15 protein-coding genes are annotated in these 16851 nt (G+C 73.9%); 11 read left to right on the top strand and 4 right to left on the bottom strand.

The window, feature by feature from the left end; genetic code table 11:
• Positions 1–2: 2 nt before the first annotated feature.
• The 4 genes from ACIPYQ_RS11945 to ACIPYQ_RS11930 all read left to right on the top strand — a co-directional run bounded on the left by ACIPYQ_RS11945 (position 3) and on the right by ACIPYQ_RS11930 (position 4442).
• Positions 3–1379: a sensor histidine kinase gene (locus tag ACIPYQ_RS11945; protein ID WP_401249158.1), complete on the top strand. Its 1377-nt coding sequence runs from the start codon at positions 3–5 to the stop codon at positions 1377–1379.
• Positions 1376–2056, top strand: a complete 681-nt coding sequence (locus ACIPYQ_RS11940; protein WP_319726787.1) for a response regulator transcription factor — start codon at positions 1376–1378, stop codon at positions 2054–2056. The genes ACIPYQ_RS11945 and ACIPYQ_RS11940 overlap by 4 nt, the downstream gene beginning before the upstream one ends.
• A gap of 116 nt (positions 2057–2172) precedes the next feature.
• Positions 2173–3216: an alpha/beta hydrolase gene (locus ACIPYQ_RS11935; protein WP_401249154.1), complete on the top strand. Its 1044-nt coding sequence runs from the start codon at positions 2173–2175 to the stop codon at positions 3214–3216.
• On the top strand, positions 3213–4442 hold the full coding sequence (locus ACIPYQ_RS11930; RefSeq protein WP_401249151.1) for an acyltransferase: 1230 nt from the start codon (positions 3213–3215) through the stop codon (positions 4440–4442). The genes ACIPYQ_RS11935 and ACIPYQ_RS11930 overlap by 4 nt, the downstream gene beginning before the upstream one ends.
• Before the next feature lie 73 nt (positions 4443–4515).
• On the opposite strand, the gene ACIPYQ_RS11925 is transcribed toward ACIPYQ_RS11930, so the two are convergent.
• Positions 4516–4938: a DUF350 domain-containing protein gene (locus tag ACIPYQ_RS11925; protein ID WP_361768602.1), complete on the bottom strand. Its 423-nt coding sequence runs from the start codon at positions 4936–4938 to the stop codon at positions 4516–4518.
• Positions 4939–5033: 95 nt separating this feature from the next.
• On the opposite strand from ACIPYQ_RS11925, the gene ACIPYQ_RS11920 reads away from it, so the two are divergent.
• Positions 5034–6860 (top strand): GNAT family N-acetyltransferase, encoded by a 1827-nt coding sequence (locus ACIPYQ_RS11920; protein ID WP_401249148.1) that lies wholly within the window; start codon positions 5034–5036, stop codon positions 6858–6860.
• 27 nt (positions 6861–6887) lie between these two features.
• Here ACIPYQ_RS11920 and ACIPYQ_RS11915 read toward each other — a convergent pair whose 3' ends face one another.
• The gene (locus tag ACIPYQ_RS11915; RefSeq protein ID WP_401249145.1) at positions 6888–8987 is read right to left on the bottom strand and encodes an AMP-binding protein; all 2100 of its coding nucleotides are present in this window, start codon (positions 8985–8987) and stop codon (positions 6888–6890) included.
• 140 nt (positions 8988–9127) lie between these two features.
• Here ACIPYQ_RS11915 and ACIPYQ_RS11910 point away from each other — a divergent pair, with 140 nt between their 5' ends.
• From ACIPYQ_RS11910 to ACIPYQ_RS11900, 3 genes are read left to right on the top strand one after another with little or no spacing between them, the layout of a single operon-like run.
• Positions 9128–11041 (top strand): ABC transporter ATP-binding protein, encoded by a 1914-nt coding sequence (locus tag ACIPYQ_RS11910; RefSeq protein WP_401249142.1) that lies wholly within the window; start codon positions 9128–9130, stop codon positions 11039–11041.
• A gap of 7 nt (positions 11042–11048) precedes the next feature.
• Positions 11049–11426, top strand: coding sequence for a VOC family protein (locus tag ACIPYQ_RS11905; RefSeq protein ID WP_030721658.1), 378 nt, complete (start codon positions 11049–11051; stop codon positions 11424–11426).
• Positions 11427–11477: 51 nt separating this feature from the next.
• Positions 11478–11975 (top strand): HIT family protein, encoded by a 498-nt coding sequence (locus tag ACIPYQ_RS11900; RefSeq protein ID WP_401249138.1) that lies wholly within the window; start codon positions 11478–11480, stop codon positions 11973–11975.
• Between the two features lie 12 nt (positions 11976–11987).
• Here the strand turns inward: ACIPYQ_RS11900 and ACIPYQ_RS11895 are convergent, their stop codons facing one another.
• Positions 11988–12335 carry a hypothetical protein gene (locus ACIPYQ_RS11895; RefSeq protein WP_361768592.1) on the bottom strand — a complete coding sequence of 116 codons (348 nt, stop codon included), beginning with the start codon at positions 12333–12335 and terminating at the stop codon, positions 11988–11990.
• A 207-nt stretch (positions 12336–12542) separates the two neighbouring features.
• Between ACIPYQ_RS11895 and ACIPYQ_RS11890 the strand changes: the two genes are divergently transcribed.
• The 3 genes from ACIPYQ_RS11890 (at position 12543) to ACIPYQ_RS11880 (ending at position 16101) form a co-directional block, all read left to right on the top strand.
• Entirely contained in the window at positions 12543–13436 is an 894-nt protein-coding gene (locus ACIPYQ_RS11890; RefSeq protein WP_401249135.1) for a sigma-70 family RNA polymerase sigma factor, read from the top strand.
• A gap of 126 nt (positions 13437–13562) precedes the next feature.
• A complete protein-coding gene (locus ACIPYQ_RS11885; RefSeq protein ID WP_401249132.1) occupies positions 13563–14825 on the top strand; it encodes a hypothetical protein in 1263 nt (420 codons plus the stop codon).
• A gap of 178 nt (positions 14826–15003) precedes the next feature.
• Positions 15004–16101 carry an alpha/beta hydrolase gene (locus tag ACIPYQ_RS11880; RefSeq protein WP_401249129.1) on the top strand — a complete coding sequence of 366 codons (1098 nt, stop codon included), beginning with the start codon at positions 15004–15006 and terminating at the stop codon, positions 16099–16101.
• 27 nt (positions 16102–16128) lie between these two features.
• On the opposite strand, the gene ACIPYQ_RS11875 is transcribed toward ACIPYQ_RS11880, so the two are convergent.
• Entirely contained in the window at positions 16129–16839 is a 711-nt protein-coding gene (locus tag ACIPYQ_RS11875) for an FCD domain-containing protein (protein ID WP_362241508.1), read from the bottom strand.
• Positions 16840–16851 lie beyond the last annotated feature (12 nt).

Here is a 16851-nt window from a genome sequence, read left to right as displayed (position 1 = left end):
TCATGAGCGACACACCCCGCACCCGGCTGTTCGGACGGAACCGCGACCGCACCCGCGCCCCCGCGGCCGGATCACCGGGTGCCCGCGTGCCGGGCGCGCTGGGACAGCTCGCCGTGGTGCTGCGCACGCCCGCCCGGCCGACCCAGCCCCTGCTGGGGCAGGCGCCCAAGCGCTGGCAGCGGATGCTGCCGTACGTCGTCGTCGGCATCTTCGTGGTCACGCTGCTGCCGGTGACCATCACCGTGCTGACCAACGACTACGGGGTGGACGGCGGCTGGGCGGGCGCGCTCGGGGTGGCGCAGACCGTGCCGCTGCTGCTCGCGGTGGTCCGGCCGCTGCCCGCCTGGGGCCTCGTCCTGGCGGCGGACTTCGCGGGCGCGGTCCTGCTGATCGGTGCCGACAACGTGGCCGGGCACTCCTGGCCCTGGCCACCGATGACCATCGTCGGCTACCTGCTGCTGATGGCCTGTCTGGGGCTGCGCGAATCCATCCGGACGCTGGTCGGGGTGTGGCTGGTGACCGGCGCGCTCGGTGCGGCGCTGGGCTTCTCCCAACCGGATGGCGTGATGAACTCCGCCGCCCTGCTCTTCGTGCTGAGCGGGGTCATGCTGGTGCTGACGGGCGCGCTGCGCGGTCTGGGCGACGCCCAGCAGCGGATCGCCGAGCAGGAGAGCATCAGCGAGGCGGAGCGCGCCCGGCGCACCCTGCTGGAGGAACGGGCCCGGATCGCCCGCGAGTTGCACGACGTGGTGGCCCACCACATGTCGGTGATCACCGTCCAGGCGGACTCGGCGCCGTACCGGCTGCCGGGCATGCCCGAGCCCGTACAGGAGGAGTTCGCGGCGATCGCGGCCAGTGCCCGGGAGTCGCTGGGCGAGATGCGGCGGCTGCTGACCGTGCTGCGCGGCGACGGGGCGAACGGCGGCGCGGAGGGCGAGCGGGCCCCGCAGCCGGGGATCGACCGGCTCCAGCAGCTGGTGGAGACGACCGTACGGGCCGGGCAGCCGGTGGAGTTGTCGCTGGCGGCGGGGGCGGCCGGGGCGGCTCCGCCGGCGGTGGACCTGTCGGCGTACCGGATCGTGCAGGAGGCCCTGGCCAATGTGGTGCGGCACGCGCCGGGCGCGCGCACCCGGGTATCGGTGACGGTCGACGAGGACGAGGTGCTGGTGCTCGTGGTCAACGGTCCCGCCCGGGACGCCGTGGTGGAGCTGGAGAGTTCGGGCACGGGGCACGGCCTGGTGGGGATGCGGGAGCGCGTACGGTTGACCGGCGGGACGCTGGACACCGGTCCGCTGCCCGACGGCGGCTTCCGGGTCGCCGCCCGCCTGCCCCTGAACACCCCGAACGAGCCGGCCCATCTGAACGAGGAGGGGAATTGACCATCCGCGTGATCATCGTCGACGACCAGGCCATGGTGCGGGCGGGGTTCGCCGCACTGCTGTCGGCACAGGCCGACATCGACGTGGTGGGCGAGGCGCCCGACGGCCGGCAGGGGGTGCAGGTCTCCCGCTCCACGCACCCCGACGTGGTGCTGATGGACGTGCGGATGCCGGAGATGGACGGGCTCACGGCGGCCCGGGAGATCCTCGATCCCCCGCCCGGGGTGGTGCACAGGCCGAAGGTGCTGATGCTGACCACCTTCGACATCGACGACTACGTGTACGAGGCCCTGCGCGCCGGCGCCTCCGGCTTCCTGCTCAAGGACGCCCCGCCGGCCGATCTGATCGCGGCGGTACGCGTCGTCGCCTCGGGGGAGGCGCTGTTGGCGCCGTCGGTGACCCGGCGGCTCATCGCGGACTTCGTCCAGCAGCGGCCGGCTCCCCGCAAGGACCCGGCGCTGCGGCTGAACGGCCTCACCCCGCGGGAGACCGAGGTACTGGAACTCATCGCACGCGGACTGTCGAACCAGGAGATCGCGGGGCATCTGGTGCTCGCGGAGCAGACGGTGAAGACCCACATCGGACGGGTGCTGGCCAAACTCGACCTGCGGGACCGGGCGCAGGCCGTGATCTTCGCCTACGAGGCGGGACTGGTCCGGCCGGGCGACTCCGGCTGACGGGAACTCCTCCACCCCCTACCGGGGTATGACATCCGACTTGGCACCACGGTGCGACGTGCGCGCCGGTACCTCCTTCCTACCTTCCTCCTCGTCACGAGGAGAGGAGAAGGGGCATGCGCCGCTTCGGAAGGACGCTGGTCACGACCGCGCTGGCGGTGGCCGTCGTCGGGGGGACCGCCGGATGGGCCTCGGGTGAGAGCCAGGCCGCGGTCACCGGGCCGCCGCCCGGCACCGCCGGCTGGCGGGCCGATACGGCGTCCGGCCGGGCCCTGCCCGATCCGGCGACCGCGACGCCGCACGAGGTGGCCCGGTTCTTCGCCGGGCTCGACGAGGCGGCGCGCCGGCGACTCCTGCGCGACCACCCGCTGGTGGTCGGCAATCTGGAGGGGGCGCCCCTCCCCCTGCGGTACGAGGCCAACCGGATCGCGATCGCCGCCACGGGCGAGGCGCGGTACGCCTCCCTCGCCGCGCCGGACCGGCGGATCCTGGCCTTCGACCCGCGCGGCCGGGGCCAGGTAGCCGAGGTGTTCGGGGACCTGGAGCACGCGGAGCACGTCTCGGTGATCGTGCCCGGGTCGGACAACGACGCCACCTCCTACGACGCCCGGCGCAAGCCGGGCACCGGCCCGGCCGGGATGGCGCGGGCGCTGCGCGAGGCGACCGGCGGGTTCACCGCCGTCGTCGCGTGGATCGGTTACACCACTCCGGTCGGCGTCGGCCTCGACGCGGCCGACGGCCGGCTGGCCGCGGCCGGCGCGCCCCGCCTGGCCCGGTTCACGGACGGTCTCGACGCGGTCGGCGCCCCCGATCCGGTGCTGTTCTGCCACAGCTACGGCTCGGTGGTGTGCGGGCTGGCGGCCCGGCACACGGACGCCTCCGACCTCGTGGTCTTCGGCTCCCCCGGGATGCGCGCCGACACCGCGGCCGGGCTGCGCACCGGCGCCCGCGTGTGGGCGGCCCGGGGCCCCTCCGACTGGATCGCGGACGTCCCGAACGTCGAGTTCGCCGGGATCGGCCACGGCGCCGACCCCACCTCCGCGGCCTTCGGCGCCCGCCGGGTGCCCGCCGCCGATGTCCAGGGCCACACCGGCTACTTCACGCCCGGCACCCAGTCCCTGGCGGCCTTCGCCGCGATCGCGAAGGGAGAGGCCCGATGAGCGCGTCCGCCGCCCTGGCCCCGCTGAGGAGGGCAGCCGGGCGGATCGACCGGCAGACCCCCGCCCACCGCGACCGGGCGGTCGACGGGCTGCGCGCCCTGGCGCTGCTGGCCGTGCCGACCGGCCACTGGCTGCTCGGCGGCTTCACACTCGACTCCGACGGCGGCCTGCACAACGCCAGCCCGCTGTCGGCGTTCGGCGGGCTGGCTCCGGCCAGTTGGGTGCTGCAGATGCTCGGCATCTTCTTCCTGGTCGGCGGGTACGCCTCCGCGCTCTCCTACCGGCGCCGCCCCGGTGCGACGGGCGCCTGGCTGAAGGGAAGGATCGTCCGGCTGGGCCGGCCGGTGCTCGGGGTCACCGTGGTGTGGGCGCTGGCCGCGCCGGTGCTGTACGCGGCCGGGGTGCCCGAGGCCTCGCTGCGCACCGGGGCGAAGCTGGTGATCCAGCCGCTCTGGTTCGTCGGGGTGTACGTGGTGGTCACCGCTCTGACCCCGTACTGCGTGCGGGCGGCGGGCCGCCTCGGCGGCTGGGCCGCGGTGCCCCTGATCGGTTCGGTGGCCGTGGTGGACTTCCTGCGCTACGGGCCGCTCGCCGACTCCGTACCGTCGTGGCTGTCCCTGCTGAACATCCTGCCGGGCTGGCTGTTCGCGTACCAGCTGGGCGTCTCCTGGGGCGAGCGGCGGATCGGGCGGCGCGGGGCCTGGCTGCTGCTGGCCGGCGGGACGCTGCTGTTCGCGGCCCTGCTGGCGGTGTTCCACTATCCCGCGTCGATGGTCGGCGTACCGGGTGCGGAGCGGACCAACTCGCATCCGCCGTCGCTGCTGGTACTGGCCCTGGCCTCGGCCCAGTCGGGTGCGGCGGTCCTGCTGCGCGACCGGCTGGCGAAGCTGCTGGCCCGGCCGGCCCTGTGGGCTCCGGTGGTCGTGATCAACCTGTGCGCGATGACGATCCTGTGCTGGCACCAGACGGCCATGCTGGCGGCGGCCGTACCCGGCTCGTTCGCGGGTGAGCTGGCCGGGCTGACGACGGCCCCGGACAGCCTGGGCTGGATCGCGGCGCGGGTGGCGTGGATGCCGGTGTTCGCGGCGCTGCTGGTGGTCATCGCCCGGTACGCGCGCCGGTTCGAGCATCCCCCGCAGGGTGTGCGCGGGGGCCGGGCGCTGCGCCGGACCGTGGCGGGGCTGCTGGCAGCGGGGTTCGCGGTGTTCGCCCTGGGTCTCGCGTAGCCCCCGGGTACGAATGACGAGAGCGCCGCTCCCCGGAGGGAGCGGCGCTCTCGTCGTGTACAGGTGCTCCGCGTCAAGCGATCGAGGCGGCGACGATCGCGGCCACGGCCAGGTTGCAGGCGGAGGAGACCCAGACCGCCGGGTGGGGTTCCGGGTCGACGACGATGGCGCCGAGCTTGCCCGGGGTCACCAGGTCGAGCACCAGGAAGGCCACCGCCATCAGGATCAGGCCGAGTACGCCGAAGGCCGCGGTCGACGCCAGGCCCTTGCCGAAGTCCTCGTACGTCGTCCAGATCGAGGTGAAGACGATGCCGCCGATGCCGAGGAGCGCGGAGCTGAGGAAGAGGGCCGCGTTGCGGTTGCGCTCCTCCCAGATCTGCTTCGGAAGCTTCCCGGGCGTCAGCACGTCCACGAGGACGATGCCGAGGATCAGCAGGACCAGGCCGAGGGCGCCGTAGGCGCTGGTGCGGCCAAGTCCGTTGATGATGTCGCTCATTGAGAAGCCTGTCTCCGCGTGGGTGGGAAAGTATGTGCCGTGGAGAGGCCGAATCTATCGCACGGCCCTCCGACGGACCATGGGGAGGTCAGGAAATGGCAAAGGTCAGGGCCGCGCGGGCGGCCGAGGCGGAGGCTCTGACCGAGCTGGTCATGCGGTCCAAGGCCCACTGGGGGTACGACGCCGGCTTCCTCGCCGCGTGCGCGCCGGAACTGCGGATCCGGCCGGACGAGGTGACGTCCCGCCGGATCGTCGTGGCCGAGAACGAGCGGGGGACGGTCCTCGGGCTGGCCTCCCTGGAGGGGTCTCCCCCGCTGGCGGCGCTGGGGCTGCTCTTCGTCGAGCCGTCGGCCATCGGGCAGGGCGTGGGGCGGCTGCTGTACCGGGACGTCCTGCGCCGGGCCGTGGAACTGGGGGTGCGCAGGCTGGTGATCGACGCCGATCCGCACGCCGCCGGGTTCTACCGGGCGATGGGGGCGGTGGCGGTGACCGGCCCGGCGGACACGGCGGCCCCGGCGGACGCATCGGCCTCGGCGGCCCCGGCGGCCTCGGCCCTGGTGCGGTTCGAGGCGGCTCCCGTCCCGCTCGCCGACTGGGCGCGGGCGTGGACCGGCGGCGGGCGGGCCGTGCACGTGGGCAACGTGGCGGAGTTCAACGCCCAGTTCGCCGACGCCTCCCTGGACCGCGAGCAGTCGGCCGCACACCACTACGCCTGCCTGGCCGCCTTCTACAGCCCGGCCCCGGCGGCCCTGGTCCTGCCCCGGCCCGTCCCGAAGGGGTGGACCGAGCTGGTCTGCCGCCAGCTGGGCTGGTCGGGGGTCGAGGTGTACGACGGCCTGGCGGAAGGGGATCCCGGGCTGTGCGAGGCCGTACGGGCCCGGCCCGCGCTGGCCGCGCTGCTGACCGGGGCCGGGCTGCCCCTCGTACCGTGGGGGCGCACCCGGCCGTTCGGGCGGCTCGCGGACCGGCCGTGGCGGGCCGGGGAGCTGCGCTACGAGTCGAAGTCCGCGGCGCACGCGCTGTTCGGGCGGATCCTGGCGGACGGCGGACATCCCGGGATCGTGCTTCCCGCTCAGTGGCGGGCCGCCGGCCGGTGGGCGGCGGTCCGGCTGCTGGCGGCCCGGACCAGGGCCGGCGAGAGCAGTGTTCTGAAATCGGAGCACGGCGTCGGGGGTTCGGGCACCACGGTGGTCACCCCCGATCGGGTCCGGGCCGCGGGCGGGGCCCGCGCCGTACTGCGGCGGCTGCCGCGCGGGCCGCTGCTGGTGGAGGAGTACGTGGCCGGGCCGGCCGAGGCCGACGGCCCGCGGGACCTCACCTACGACGGCTTCGTGGACGGGGCGGGCCGGGTGCACGAGGTCGGCGGGGCGGTGATGGACGTGAGGGACGGCTGCTACCAGGGCGCCACGGTGGGTCCCGGAGTGGTGCCCGCGTGGGCGGAGAAGCCGCTCGCCGCCTTCGGGGCTGCGGTGGGCCGGGAGCTCGCCGAGTCCGGCTACCGGGGCTGGTTCGACGTGGACTTCGTCGCCGACGGCGCCGGCCGGCTCGCTCCGACGGAGACGAACCTGCGGCTGACGGGGCCGTCCGTCGCCTTCATAGTGGCGGCCCGGCTCGACGCGCTGCGGGGCGCGGGGCACCTCGTACGGATCGCCGACCGGGTGGAGCTCAGCGCGCGGCTGCCCGAGGCGCAGCTGGACGAGTTGTGCGCGGCCCTGGCACGGGGCTGTGCGGAGCTCGGGGCGGTCTTCGTCCCGGCGATCCCGACGGGGGCGTTCGAGCCCGCGCCGTGGCTGGGCGTGCTGGTGGCCGCGCACAGCGGGGAGACGCTGGACGCGGCCGAGGCCCTGGTACGGGCCGGAGCCCGGGCGGTCGGGGCGGAGTTCACCGCGTTCGCCGCCCGACCCGCCCGACCCACCCGGTAGCCCCGCCGGCCGTCGGGGCCTGATCGGTCAGTCGTCCTCGTCCTCGTCCTCGTCGAAGTCGAAGGGATCGGCCGGTTTCGCGACGAGGTAGGCGGCGACGACGGCTCCCGCGATCATCAGGGGGATGTTGAAGGTGTAGACGAGCGCGGCCTGCCGCGGCCAGTCCTGCTTGGCGGCCAGCCGGTAGAGGTTGTCCTGCGGCCACCAGGCCAGCAGGAGGTAGGACACCGCCAGATGGGCGGCCGCGGTGATGCGACGTCCGCGGCCCCGGCTCCGCATCCGCGCGCGGCCCCCGAGGAGGAAGACCACCCCGACTCCGAAGGCGGCGCACTCGAACAGGTAGAGGACGGAGAAGAGGAACGCCCAGGGCTGCGGCACCCCGGTGAGGTCGGTGGATCCGGGCCAGAGGAGGCTCGTGAGGGCCAGGGCGACGAAGCCCAGGCCGACTCCCCCGCAGCCGCCCGCACAGGAGGGCGAGAGTCCCTCGCCGCTCGGGGCGCCTCCGTACTTCCCGGACGTGCTCCCGACGCCCGCCTTCGCCGCAGCGGCGGGCAGGATGGGCAGCGGCAGGGCGGCCCGGTCCTCCTGGCCGGCCCGGTTGCGGGGCAGGGCGCGCAGCCGGATCACGGTGCGCGGGGTCTCCTCCCGGGGCACCTTCCCCGCCAGGTGCTCGCGCAGTTCCTCGATGTCCGGCAGCGGGGGGACCCGGGACGACGTGGAACCTCTGGTGGGCGGGGCGACGTAGGCGACGAGGCGGCGCGGGCCGCGCGCGCTCTCGACCCCCTTCACGATCACCGAGCCGATGCCCTCGTGACTACGGATCGCGGACTCGATCGGGTGGGCGTCGACGGAGCGCCCGCCGGGGAGGGTGATGCGGTCCCCCAGCCGGCCGCCGAACTCCAGCAGCCCGTCGTCGCGGAGCACGCCCAGGTCACCGGTGGGTATCGCATCGCCGGCCCCGGGCGGGGTGAGGCGGATCTGCCCGTCGTGCACCTCTGCGCGGCAGCCCGGGAAGGGGGTGCCGAGCAGGGAGAGCTCTTCCAAGTCGTCGAGCGGGCGGGGCAGCTGCGGCAGTTCGAACCAGGTGCCGATGCCCGCGCTCTCCGCGAGCCCGTAGACGTTGAGCACCCGTGCGCCGGGCCGGAGCAGGACCTGCAGGGCCGCCTGGTCGTCGAGGTAGAGCCGGTCGCCCGAGACGGCGAGCAGCCGCAGGGACCGGAAGGCGGTGCCCGGTTCGTCTTCCCCCTTCAGGAGTTCGAGGGCGGTGGCCGGGTCGGTGTGCAGCACGGTGACGTGCTCGGTGCCGACCGCCGCGCGGATGTCCTCGGGCTTCCAGGGGGACCGCCGGGGAAGGACGAGCGCGCCGCCCGAGCACAGGGCCCGGGTCCAGCCCGCGGCGAAGGCGGTGACGTCCGTCCCGGCCGTGATCAGGTGCCGGTCCGCCGGGGTGAGCCGGGCCACCTCGGCCCAGCTGTCGTGGGCGGCGAGCAGCAGACCGTGGCTGACGGGGACGGCGCGCGGCTCGGCCGCCCCGGTGAACAGGAGGGCCGCGGTACGGCCGGGCGCCGGGGGCGGCGGCGACGCGGCCGCCTGCGCCGAGGGCTGTCCTGAAGTCTGGTCGGCGAACTGGTCGGAGGGCTCGTCGGCAGCCTGCCCGGAGGGTCGGTCCGCGGGCTGCTCCCCCCGCTGTCCGGCGATCGACGCGGCCTCCGCGCCGAGCCGGATCACCTTCACCCCGCTGCCGTTGTCGAGAGCGGCCCGGTGGGCAAGCGTGGTGAGCAGCACGAAGGGCTCGGCCACGGTGAGCTGGCCCTGCCCGGTGCGCGGCGTCTCGGTGTCGACGACGGCGTACGTCCCGCCGGCCTTGAGGGTGGCGAGGAGGGCGACGACCAGTTCGGCCTGCCGGGCGGTGCCGATGGCGACCAGGCCGCCGGGCGGCAGGCCGGAGGCGAGCAGACGCTGCGCCAGCCGGCCGGCCCGCTCGTCCAGTTGCCCGTAGGTGAGGCTCTCGGCGCCCGCGATGAGGGCATGGGCTCCGGGAGTGTCGCGGGCCCACTGCTCGAAGCGCTGCAGGACGGTGTCGGCGGTTCGCTTGCCGAAGCGTACGGACTCGGATCCCTGCGTCATAAACCGATGATGCCACCGGGCACCGACAGCGGGCGGGGAAGGCGAAAATCCTTCGTACGAGCAGGAGTTGGCGACACCTGCGGGCGGTCCGACACCGAACCCTTGACCTCAGGTTAAGTTGAGGTCCTAGCGTTCGGGTCATGGACATGGAAGTCACCGCCTGGACCTCGCTGCACAGTGCGATCAACGCCCAGCAGGACCGCCGCCCGCTCTCCCGGGCCGGCCTGCGCCGCGTCGCCGCCTTCGCCCGCCCGCACCGCCGCGGGCTCACCCTCTTCCTCCTGCTGAGCGTGGTGACCGCGCTGCTGGCGGTGGCCACCCCGGTGCTCGCCAGCCGGGTCGTCACCGCCATCGTCGACGGCCGGGACAGTACCGCAGTCACCCGGCTCGCCCTGCTCATCGCGCTGATCGCGGTCGCGGAGGCCGGGCTGGGGCTGCTGACCCGCCGGCTCTCCGCCACCCTCGGCGAGGGGCTGATCCTGGATCTGCGGACGGCGGTCTTCGACCACGTGCAGCGGATGCCGGTCGCCTTCTTCACCCGCACCCGGACCGGGGCCCTGGTCAGCCGGCTGAACAACGACGTGATCGGCGCCCAACGGGCCTTCAGCAACACCCTGTCGGGGGTGGTCGCCAACACGGTGACTCTGCTCCTGACCCTCACCGTGATGCTGAGCATCTCCTGGCAGATCACGCTGCTGGCGCTGGTGCTGCTCCCGGTGTTCGTGCTGCCGGCCCGCCGGATGGGGGCGCGGATGGCGGCGATGCAGCGGGAGGCCTCCGCGCTGAACGCCGCGATGGGCACCCAGATGACCGAGCGGTTCTCCGCCCCCGGCGCGACGCTGGTCAAACTGTTCGGACGGCCCGCCGACGAGTCCGCGGAGTTCGCGGCCCGGGCGGCGCGGGTGCGGGACATCGGGATCCGTACGGCGATGGCCCAGTCGGCCTTCATCACGGCCCTCACCCTCGTCTCGGCCCTGGCCCTCGCGCTCGTCTACGGGCTCGGCGGGTTCTACGCCCTGCGCGGTTCCCTGGACGCCGGCTCCGTCGTCGCCCTCGCCCTGCTCCTGACCCGGCTGTACGCCCCGCTGACCGCGCTCGCCGGCGCCCGCGTCGAGGTGATGAGCGCCATGGTGAGCTTCGAGCGGGTCTTCGAGATCCTCGACCTGAAGCCGCTCATCGCGCAGAAGCCGGACGCCCGCCGGGTGCCGGAGGGTCCGGTGGCCGTGGAGTTCGACCGCGTCTCCTTCGGCTACCCCTCCGCCGACAAGGTCTCGCTCGCCTCCCTGGAGGAGGTCGCCGCCCTCGACGCCCGGGGCGGTACGCAGGTGCTGCACGAGGTGTCCTTCCGCGCCGAACCCGGCCAGATGATCGCCCTGGTCGGCTCCTCCGGCGCCGGCAAGTCGACCATCGCGCAGCTGCTGCCGCGGCTGTACGACGCCGACGCGGGCACGGTGCGCCTCGGCGGGATCGACGTACGGGACCTGACGGCCGACTCGATCCGCGAGACGCTCGGCATGGTCACCCAGGACGGGCACCTCTTCCACGAGTCGGTACGGGCCAACCTGCTGCTGGCCCGCCCGGAGGCCGCCGAGGACGAGATCTGGGAGGCCCTGCGGCGCTCGCGCCTCGACGGGCTCGTCGCCTCGCTGCCGGACGGGCTGGACACGGTGGTCGGGGAGCGCGGCTACCGTCTCTCGGGCGGGGAACGGCAGCGGCTGACCATCGCGCGACTGCTGCTGGCCCGGCAGCGGGTGGTGATCCTCGACGAGGCCACCGCGCACCTGGACTCCACCTCGGAGGCGGCGGTGCAGGAGGCGCTGGGCGAGGCCCTGGCGGGCCGGACCGCGGTGGTGATCGCGCACCGGCTGTCGACCGTACAGGCGGCGGACCTGATCCTGGTGGTCGAGGAGGGCCGGATCGTGGAACGGGGCACACACACCGGGCTGCTGGCGGCGGGCGGCCGGTACGAGGAGCTGTACCGCACCCAGTTCGCGGCGGCGGACACGCCTGCCGACCTGGCCACGGACGGCACGGCACCGGTGCCGGGAGCATGATGCTGTGATGGACATCAAACTCGAACTGGTAGCCGTCCCCGTCACCGATGTCGACCGCGCCAAGGCCTTCTACGAGAAGCTCGGTTTCAACGCCGACCACGACGTCACGGTCAGCGAGGACATCCGCTTCGTGCAGCTGACCCCGCCGGGCTCGGCCTGTTCGATCGCGATCGGCAAGGGGCTGACCCGGATGACTCCGGGATCGCTGGACAACATGCAGGTCGTCGTCACCGACATCGAGGAGGCGTACGAGGACCTGCGCGGCCGGGGTGTCGAGGTGACGGAGATCCAGGACCTGCCGTGGGGCTCCTTCGTCTACTTCTCGGACCCGGATGGCAACGGCTGGGCGGTCCAGCAGACCACCCCGCGCAAGACGGCGGGCTAGCCGTTGTCCGCGGAAGCCGCGCCGGAGCCGGATCCGGTGGAACGCGGGGCCATGGATCTCGGGTGGTACGTCGAGCGGACGCGCAGCGGGCCCTGTTTCGTCTGCGCGTTCCTCGCCGGGGACCCGGAGTACGCGCACGAGACGGTCTTCGAGGACGAGCACCACGTGGCCTTCCTCGACCGGTGGCCCACGCTCCCCGGGAAGGTCCTGGTGGCGCCGAAGGCGCACGTCGAGCACGCCGTCCGTGATCTGGACGCGGCGGCCTACACCCGGATCATGCTCGTCGTGCGGGAGGTCGCCCTCGCGGTCGAGGAGGTCTTCCCGTCCGAGCGGACCTACCTCTACTCCCTGGGCAGCCGGCAGGGGAACGCCCACCTCCACTGGCACATCGCGGCGCTGCCGCCCGGAGTGCCGTACGAGCGGCAGCAGTTCCACGCCCTGATGACCGAGCACGGTGTGCTGTCGCCGTCGCCGCAGGAGGCGGCGGCCGCGGCGGCGCGCCTGCGCTCGGCCATCGCCGCACGCGCGATCCGCACGCCGCCGGGGTGAGGGCGCAGGGGCTCAGGCGTCCGCGGCGGCGTGGTGGTGGTCGAGCTCCCACGCGTGGTGCTTGAACTCGTGGCGGAAGTCGGCGTGGTCCTCCCACTGGCGGGCGATGCCGCGCAGCACGTCCCAGTTGTGCTCGACCGACTGGTCGATGACGCGGCGCGTGGCCGGCTCGGCCGTGGCCCGCTGCTCGATGAGGCCCTTGACGGCGGACGCCTCCAGGACGGAGTTGCGCAGCGCGCGCAGCGCACGGGAGGTGTCGTCCATGCCGAAGCCGTACTCGCTGCCCGTCTCGGCGTCGAACAGGGGGGTGAGCCGTGCCTCGATGAACGCGGTGATCCGCTCGAAGTGCTGCGCTTCCATCGGGGGCTTCCTCTCCTGCCGGGCCACCACGTGTCCCCGGCGTCTTCGGTGCTTCTGCTGTTCGGCGCCATTATCCAGCAGCGGCGGACGTCGCCGCCGCCCGCCCCGGCCGGTCCCGGCGGGCCGGTTCCCGGGCCGGTCCCCAACTCCCCCCTCACCGGGTCGATTTCTTCGTGATCTATTTTGAGGATCCGCTGTGAGGGAGGAATGCGACCCGTGGACGACACTTCCGGCTTGACCGAGCAGTTCGAAGAGCACCGCTCTCACCTGAGAGCGGTGTCCTACCGGATGCTCGGCTCGCTCGCCGAGGCCGAGGACGCCGTGCAGGAGGCGTGGATACGCCTCAACCGCTCCGACATCGGCGACGTCGAGAACCTCGGAGGCTGGCTGACCACGGTCGTGTCGCGCGTGTGCCTCAACATGCTGCGCTCGCGCGACTCCCGGCGCGAGGACTCCATCGAGGCCTACCCCACCGACCCCGCCGTCAGCCGTGAGGACACGGTCGACCCGGAGGAGGAGGCCGTACTGGCCGACTCCGTCGGGCTGGCCCTGCTGGTGGTGCTCGACACGCTCGCGCCGGCCGAGCGGCTGGCGTTCGTCCTGCACGACCTGTTCGCCGTGCCCTTCGACGAGATCGCCCCGCTGGTCGAGAAGACCCCGGCCGCGACCCGCCAGCTCGCGAGCCGCGCCCGCCGCCGGATCAAGGGGGCCCCGCTGCTGCCCGAAGCCGATCTGAGCCGCCGGCGCAGCGTCGTCGACGCCTTCCTGGCCGCCACCCGCGGCGGGAACTTCGACGCACTGGTGGCGCTGCTCCACCCCGACGTGGTGCTCCGCGCCGACCGGGCCGTCGGCCCCACCCCCGCACCCCAGTTCTTCAGCGGCGCCGTCACCGTCGCCAAGGGCGCGATGGCCGCGATGCAGCGGGCGCGGTCCACGCAGCCGGCCCTGGTCAACGGTGTGGTCGAACTGGCGATGGCACCGCTGGGACGACTGTTCCTGGTGCTCCGCTTCACCATCGAGGAGGGCCTGATCACCGAGATCGACGTCGTCGCGGAGCCGGAGCGCCTCGCCGAGCTGGAACTCGCCGTGCTCGACGCCTGACCCCGAGACCCACCCCGGCCGTCGGCCCCGCCGTCGACCCTGCCGTCGGCCGGCAAAGCGGCCGTAGCGATTCCGTGGCGCGGCCGCCCCTTCTGGGCCGCGGCACGGCGCTCCCATACTGGCGCCGTGACCGACTACGTCAAGCACCTGCCGACCGCCGGGATACCGGAGGGCGGGGTCGCGGCGTGGGGCGTCGGGGACGCCCAGCGCTGGCTCCGCGCCCGCGTCCCGGCGGCGTTCGCACCCGTCGCGGGAAGCCGGCTCCTGGGCGCTCTGGTCCTCCTCTCGATCGTCCTGACCGCCCTCGGCGACGCGGAACCCGGGCGCGGCGAGGACTGGCGCGGCTACGCCCTGGGCGTCCTGCTGATCGCGCTGCCGGTCTGGTTCCGCCACCTGCCCGTGGCCGCCCTGCTGGCCACACCCGTCATCGCGGCGGACGCCGCCCTCGCGCTTCCCGTCTCCGCCGACGCGGTGGGCGGGACCGGCCGCGGCCTGGTCCTCGCCCTCGCAGCGTGGGCGTTCGCCGGGTCGCTGGCCCGCCTCCACGCCCGCCGACGCCAGCGCGAACTCGCCCTGGCCGCCGCCGGATCCGCCCGTTTCCCGCTGCACGACCCGCTGCCGGCCGCACACCGGCGCCGCGGGCGGACGGCGATCGGCCTCGGCTCCGCGTGCTGCCTCGGGGCCGCCGCGGCCCTCGCCGGCGGCGCCCTCCTGGAAGTGCGCGCTTCGGGCAGCACGCACCCGTACGACCCGTGGGGCCTGCAACTGCTCGCCCTGGTGCTGCTGGTCCCCGGTACCACCGTGCTCGGCCGGGGCCTGGCACGCCGCCGGGCCGCGCGCCGCCTCAGCAGCCGGCCCCAGCCCGCCCTCCTGGTCGGCGTACGCATCTCCGCGACCGGACACCACTGGATCCACCCGGACGCCGACACCCCGGCCGGGCCGCCCCTGATCGCCCAACGGCCGCAGGCCCGGGACGTCCTCACCGGAGGGCGGATCCTCCTCTCCGGCTCCGAACGGACCCTGCGCGCGGACCACCACGACATCAACGCCCGCGCGGAACCCTTCGAGGCGGTCGTCTACGGAGCCGTGTACGAGGGGGCGGAGGTCGTCCTGGAGAGCGCCGTCTACGAGGGCGGCACCCGCCTCGTCCCGTACGTCACCGCCGCCACCCTGCTGCCGCGCCGCCGGCCCGGGCTCGGCGGCTGGAAGCCGGCCGGCCGCTCGTACCGCGAGGCCGTCCGGGAGGCGGCGCGCCTGGCCGAGGAGAGAAGGCGCGAGCGGGAGCGGGAACGCAAGGAGTCGCGGAGCCCGGACTCCGCCTCGGGCGGCTGCGGCGGTGGATGCGGTGGCGATGGCGGCTGCGGAGGGGGATGCGGCGGCTGCGGGTGACCTGGTCACCCCGGGCGCATGCCGGGCCGACGCCCCTTCGGCGGCGGGACCTTGCGGGCCTCCGGCCGCCCGGTGGAACGCTTTGGCCCCGGTACCTCTCTAGCCTGATGCGCACCGGTTGGCGGTGCTCTGGACCGGTGCGTCCAGACCGAGACGTCGCAGAGGGTTCCGCTGATCCATGGGTCTGACAAGTAGCGCACTCCTCCTGTGTGCCGTGCTGGGCACGGCACTGGCCTTCGCGGTCACCGTCTGGCTCTGGCCTCGGCTGGCACGGGGGAGCCGGACACGGGTGCTGGGGCGCATCGGGCTGATCGTCCTCGTGCAGGCGTTCCTGTTCGCGTCGGTCGCCCTCGCGGCCAACCGCAGCCTGCTGATCTACGGTTCCTGGGCGGACCTGGCCGGACGGGCGCGCCAGGAGGCCGTGCGCGGCGGGGTGGCCGTGGAGGTGCTGGGGCGGCAGGCCCCGAACGTGCCCGGCGGTGGCAATCCGCTGGTGAGCGGTGTGATCGAGAAGGTGACCCTGCACGGTGAGCGTTCCAGGAGCGCCGCCCAGGCCTACGTGTACCTGCCCCCGGAGTACTTCCAGAAGGGCAACGAGCAGCGGAGGTTCCCCGCGGCCGTGGTCCTGACGGGCTACCCGGGCACGGCGGAGAACCTGCTGAAGGGGCTGCGCTACCCGAAGACGGCCTGGACCCTGGCCAAGGAGAAGAAGACGCAGCCGATGATCCTGGTGATGATGCGGCCCACCGTCTCGGCCGAGAACACCCAGTGCGTCGACGTCCGCGGCGGCGGCCCGCAGAGCGAGACCTTCTTCGGTACGGACGTCCCCCGGGCCATATCGAGCACGTACCGCGCCGGCACCTCGGCGCGGAGCTGGGGCATCATCGGCGATTCGACCGGCGGCTACTGCGCGCTGAAGATGACGGTGCAGCATCCGGAGACCTACGCGGCCGGGGTGGGCCTCTCGGCGGACTACAAGCCGGAGATCGACCAGTACTCCGGCGACCTCTTCCACGGCGACAAGGACGAGGAGAAACGATCCGACCTGCTGTGGCATCTCGCCAACCGGCCGCAGGGCGCCTCCTCGTTCCTCGTGACGACCTCCCTGCAGGGCGAGGCGAACTACAAACCGACCCAGCAGTTCATCAAGGCGGTGAAGGATCCGGCCCGCGTCTCGTCGATCACGCTCGACCGAGGGGGACACAGCTTCAACACCTGGAACCGTGAGATCCCGCCGGCTCTCGAATGGATCGGCGGCCGGCTCGGCGCCGAGTGAGGAGACCCGGCGGCCGAGCCGCGGGCCCTACGGGGCCAGTACGTCCAACTCCTCCAGTGCGCCCATCGCGATCTGCCGCGTCAGCGCCTCCGCCCGGGCCGCGTCTCCCTCCCGTACCGCCTCGGCCACCTGGACGTGCAGGGTGACGGCAGCCGGGTCGGGATCGTGGAACATCACCGCGTGTTCGGTGCGTCCGGTCAGGACCTCCGCGACGACGTCCCCGAGCCGGGCGAACATCTCGTTGCCGGAGGCGTTCAGCACGACCCGGTGGAACGCGATGTCGTGGCGCAGGTAGCCCTCGAGCTGGTGGCCGCGCGAGGTGCGGACCATCCCGAGGGCCGCCTCGGTGAGTTCGGCGCACTGCTCCGGCGTGGCCAGCGTCGCGGCGAGCCCGGCCGCGACCGGCTCGATCGCGGAGCGCAGCACGGTGAGGGAGCGCAGTTGCCGGGGCCGGTCGGTGCCCGCCAGCCGCCAGCGGATCACCCGCGGGTCGTAGACGTTCCACTCGTCGGTGGGGCGGACCGTGACGCCGACCCGGCGACGGGACTCGACCAGGTGCATCGACTCCAGGACGCGGACGACCTCGCGCACCACCGTGCGGGAGGCGTCGAAGCGTTCGGCGATCTCGTCCGTGCGCAGGACGCTGCCGGGCGGGTACTCCCCCGCCGTGATCGCGAGGCCGAGGGTGTCCAGCACGTGGGAGTGGAGCCCCTGCCCAGGACTGCCTTCGGTGGTCATGGCGTAAGCGTA

Origin of the sequence: Streptomyces sp. NPDC090045 (assembly GCF_044747975.1) — a bacterium.
In the GTDB taxonomy this organism is placed as follows: Bacteria; Actinomycetota; Actinomycetes; order Streptomycetales; family Streptomycetaceae; genus Streptomyces.
The sequence above is the reverse complement of the archived record's forward strand: the minus strand, read 5'-3'. Positions and strand labels throughout refer to the sequence as shown.

What these genes read in the sequence shown, in the direction of transcription:
- ACIPYQ_RS11945 (WP_401249158.1), top strand. Translation starts at nt 3, where the DNA reads ATGAGCGACACACCCCGCACCCGGCTGTTCGGACGGAACCGCGACCGC.
- ACIPYQ_RS11935 (WP_401249154.1), top strand. Translation starts at nt 2,173, where the DNA reads ATGCGCCGCTTCGGAAGGACGCTGGTCACGACCGCGCTGGCGGTGGCC.
- ACIPYQ_RS11930 (WP_401249151.1), top strand. Translation starts at nt 3,213, where the DNA reads ATGAGCGCGTCCGCCGCCCTGGCCCCGCTGAGGAGGGCAGCCGGGCGG.
- ACIPYQ_RS11925 (WP_361768602.1), bottom strand. Translation starts at nt 4,938, where the DNA reads ATGAGCGACATCATCAACGGACTTGGCCGCACCAGCGCCTACGGCGCC.
- ACIPYQ_RS11920 (WP_401249148.1), top strand. Translation starts at nt 5,034, where the DNA reads ATGGCAAAGGTCAGGGCCGCGCGGGCGGCCGAGGCGGAGGCTCTGACC.
- ACIPYQ_RS11915 (WP_401249145.1), bottom strand. Translation starts at nt 8,987, where the DNA reads ATGACGCAGGGATCCGAGTCCGTACGCTTCGGCAAGCGAACCGCCGAC.
- ACIPYQ_RS11910 (WP_401249142.1), top strand. Translation starts at nt 9,128, where the DNA reads ATGGACATGGAAGTCACCGCCTGGACCTCGCTGCACAGTGCGATCAAC.
- ACIPYQ_RS11905 (WP_030721658.1), top strand. Translation starts at nt 11,049, where the DNA reads ATGGACATCAAACTCGAACTGGTAGCCGTCCCCGTCACCGATGTCGAC.
- ACIPYQ_RS11900 (WP_401249138.1), top strand. Translation starts at nt 11,478, where the DNA reads ATGGATCTCGGGTGGTACGTCGAGCGGACGCGCAGCGGGCCCTGTTTC.
- ACIPYQ_RS11895 (WP_361768592.1), bottom strand. Translation starts at nt 12,335, where the DNA reads ATGGAAGCGCAGCACTTCGAGCGGATCACCGCGTTCATCGAGGCACGG.
- ACIPYQ_RS11890 (WP_401249135.1), top strand. Translation starts at nt 12,543, where the DNA reads ATGCGACCCGTGGACGACACTTCCGGCTTGACCGAGCAGTTCGAAGAG.
- ACIPYQ_RS11880 (WP_401249129.1), top strand. Translation starts at nt 15,004, where the DNA reads ATGGGTCTGACAAGTAGCGCACTCCTCCTGTGTGCCGTGCTGGGCACG.
- ACIPYQ_RS11875 (WP_362241508.1), bottom strand. Translation starts at nt 16,839, where the DNA reads ATGACCACCGAAGGCAGTCCTGGGCAGGGGCTCCACTCCCACGTGCTG.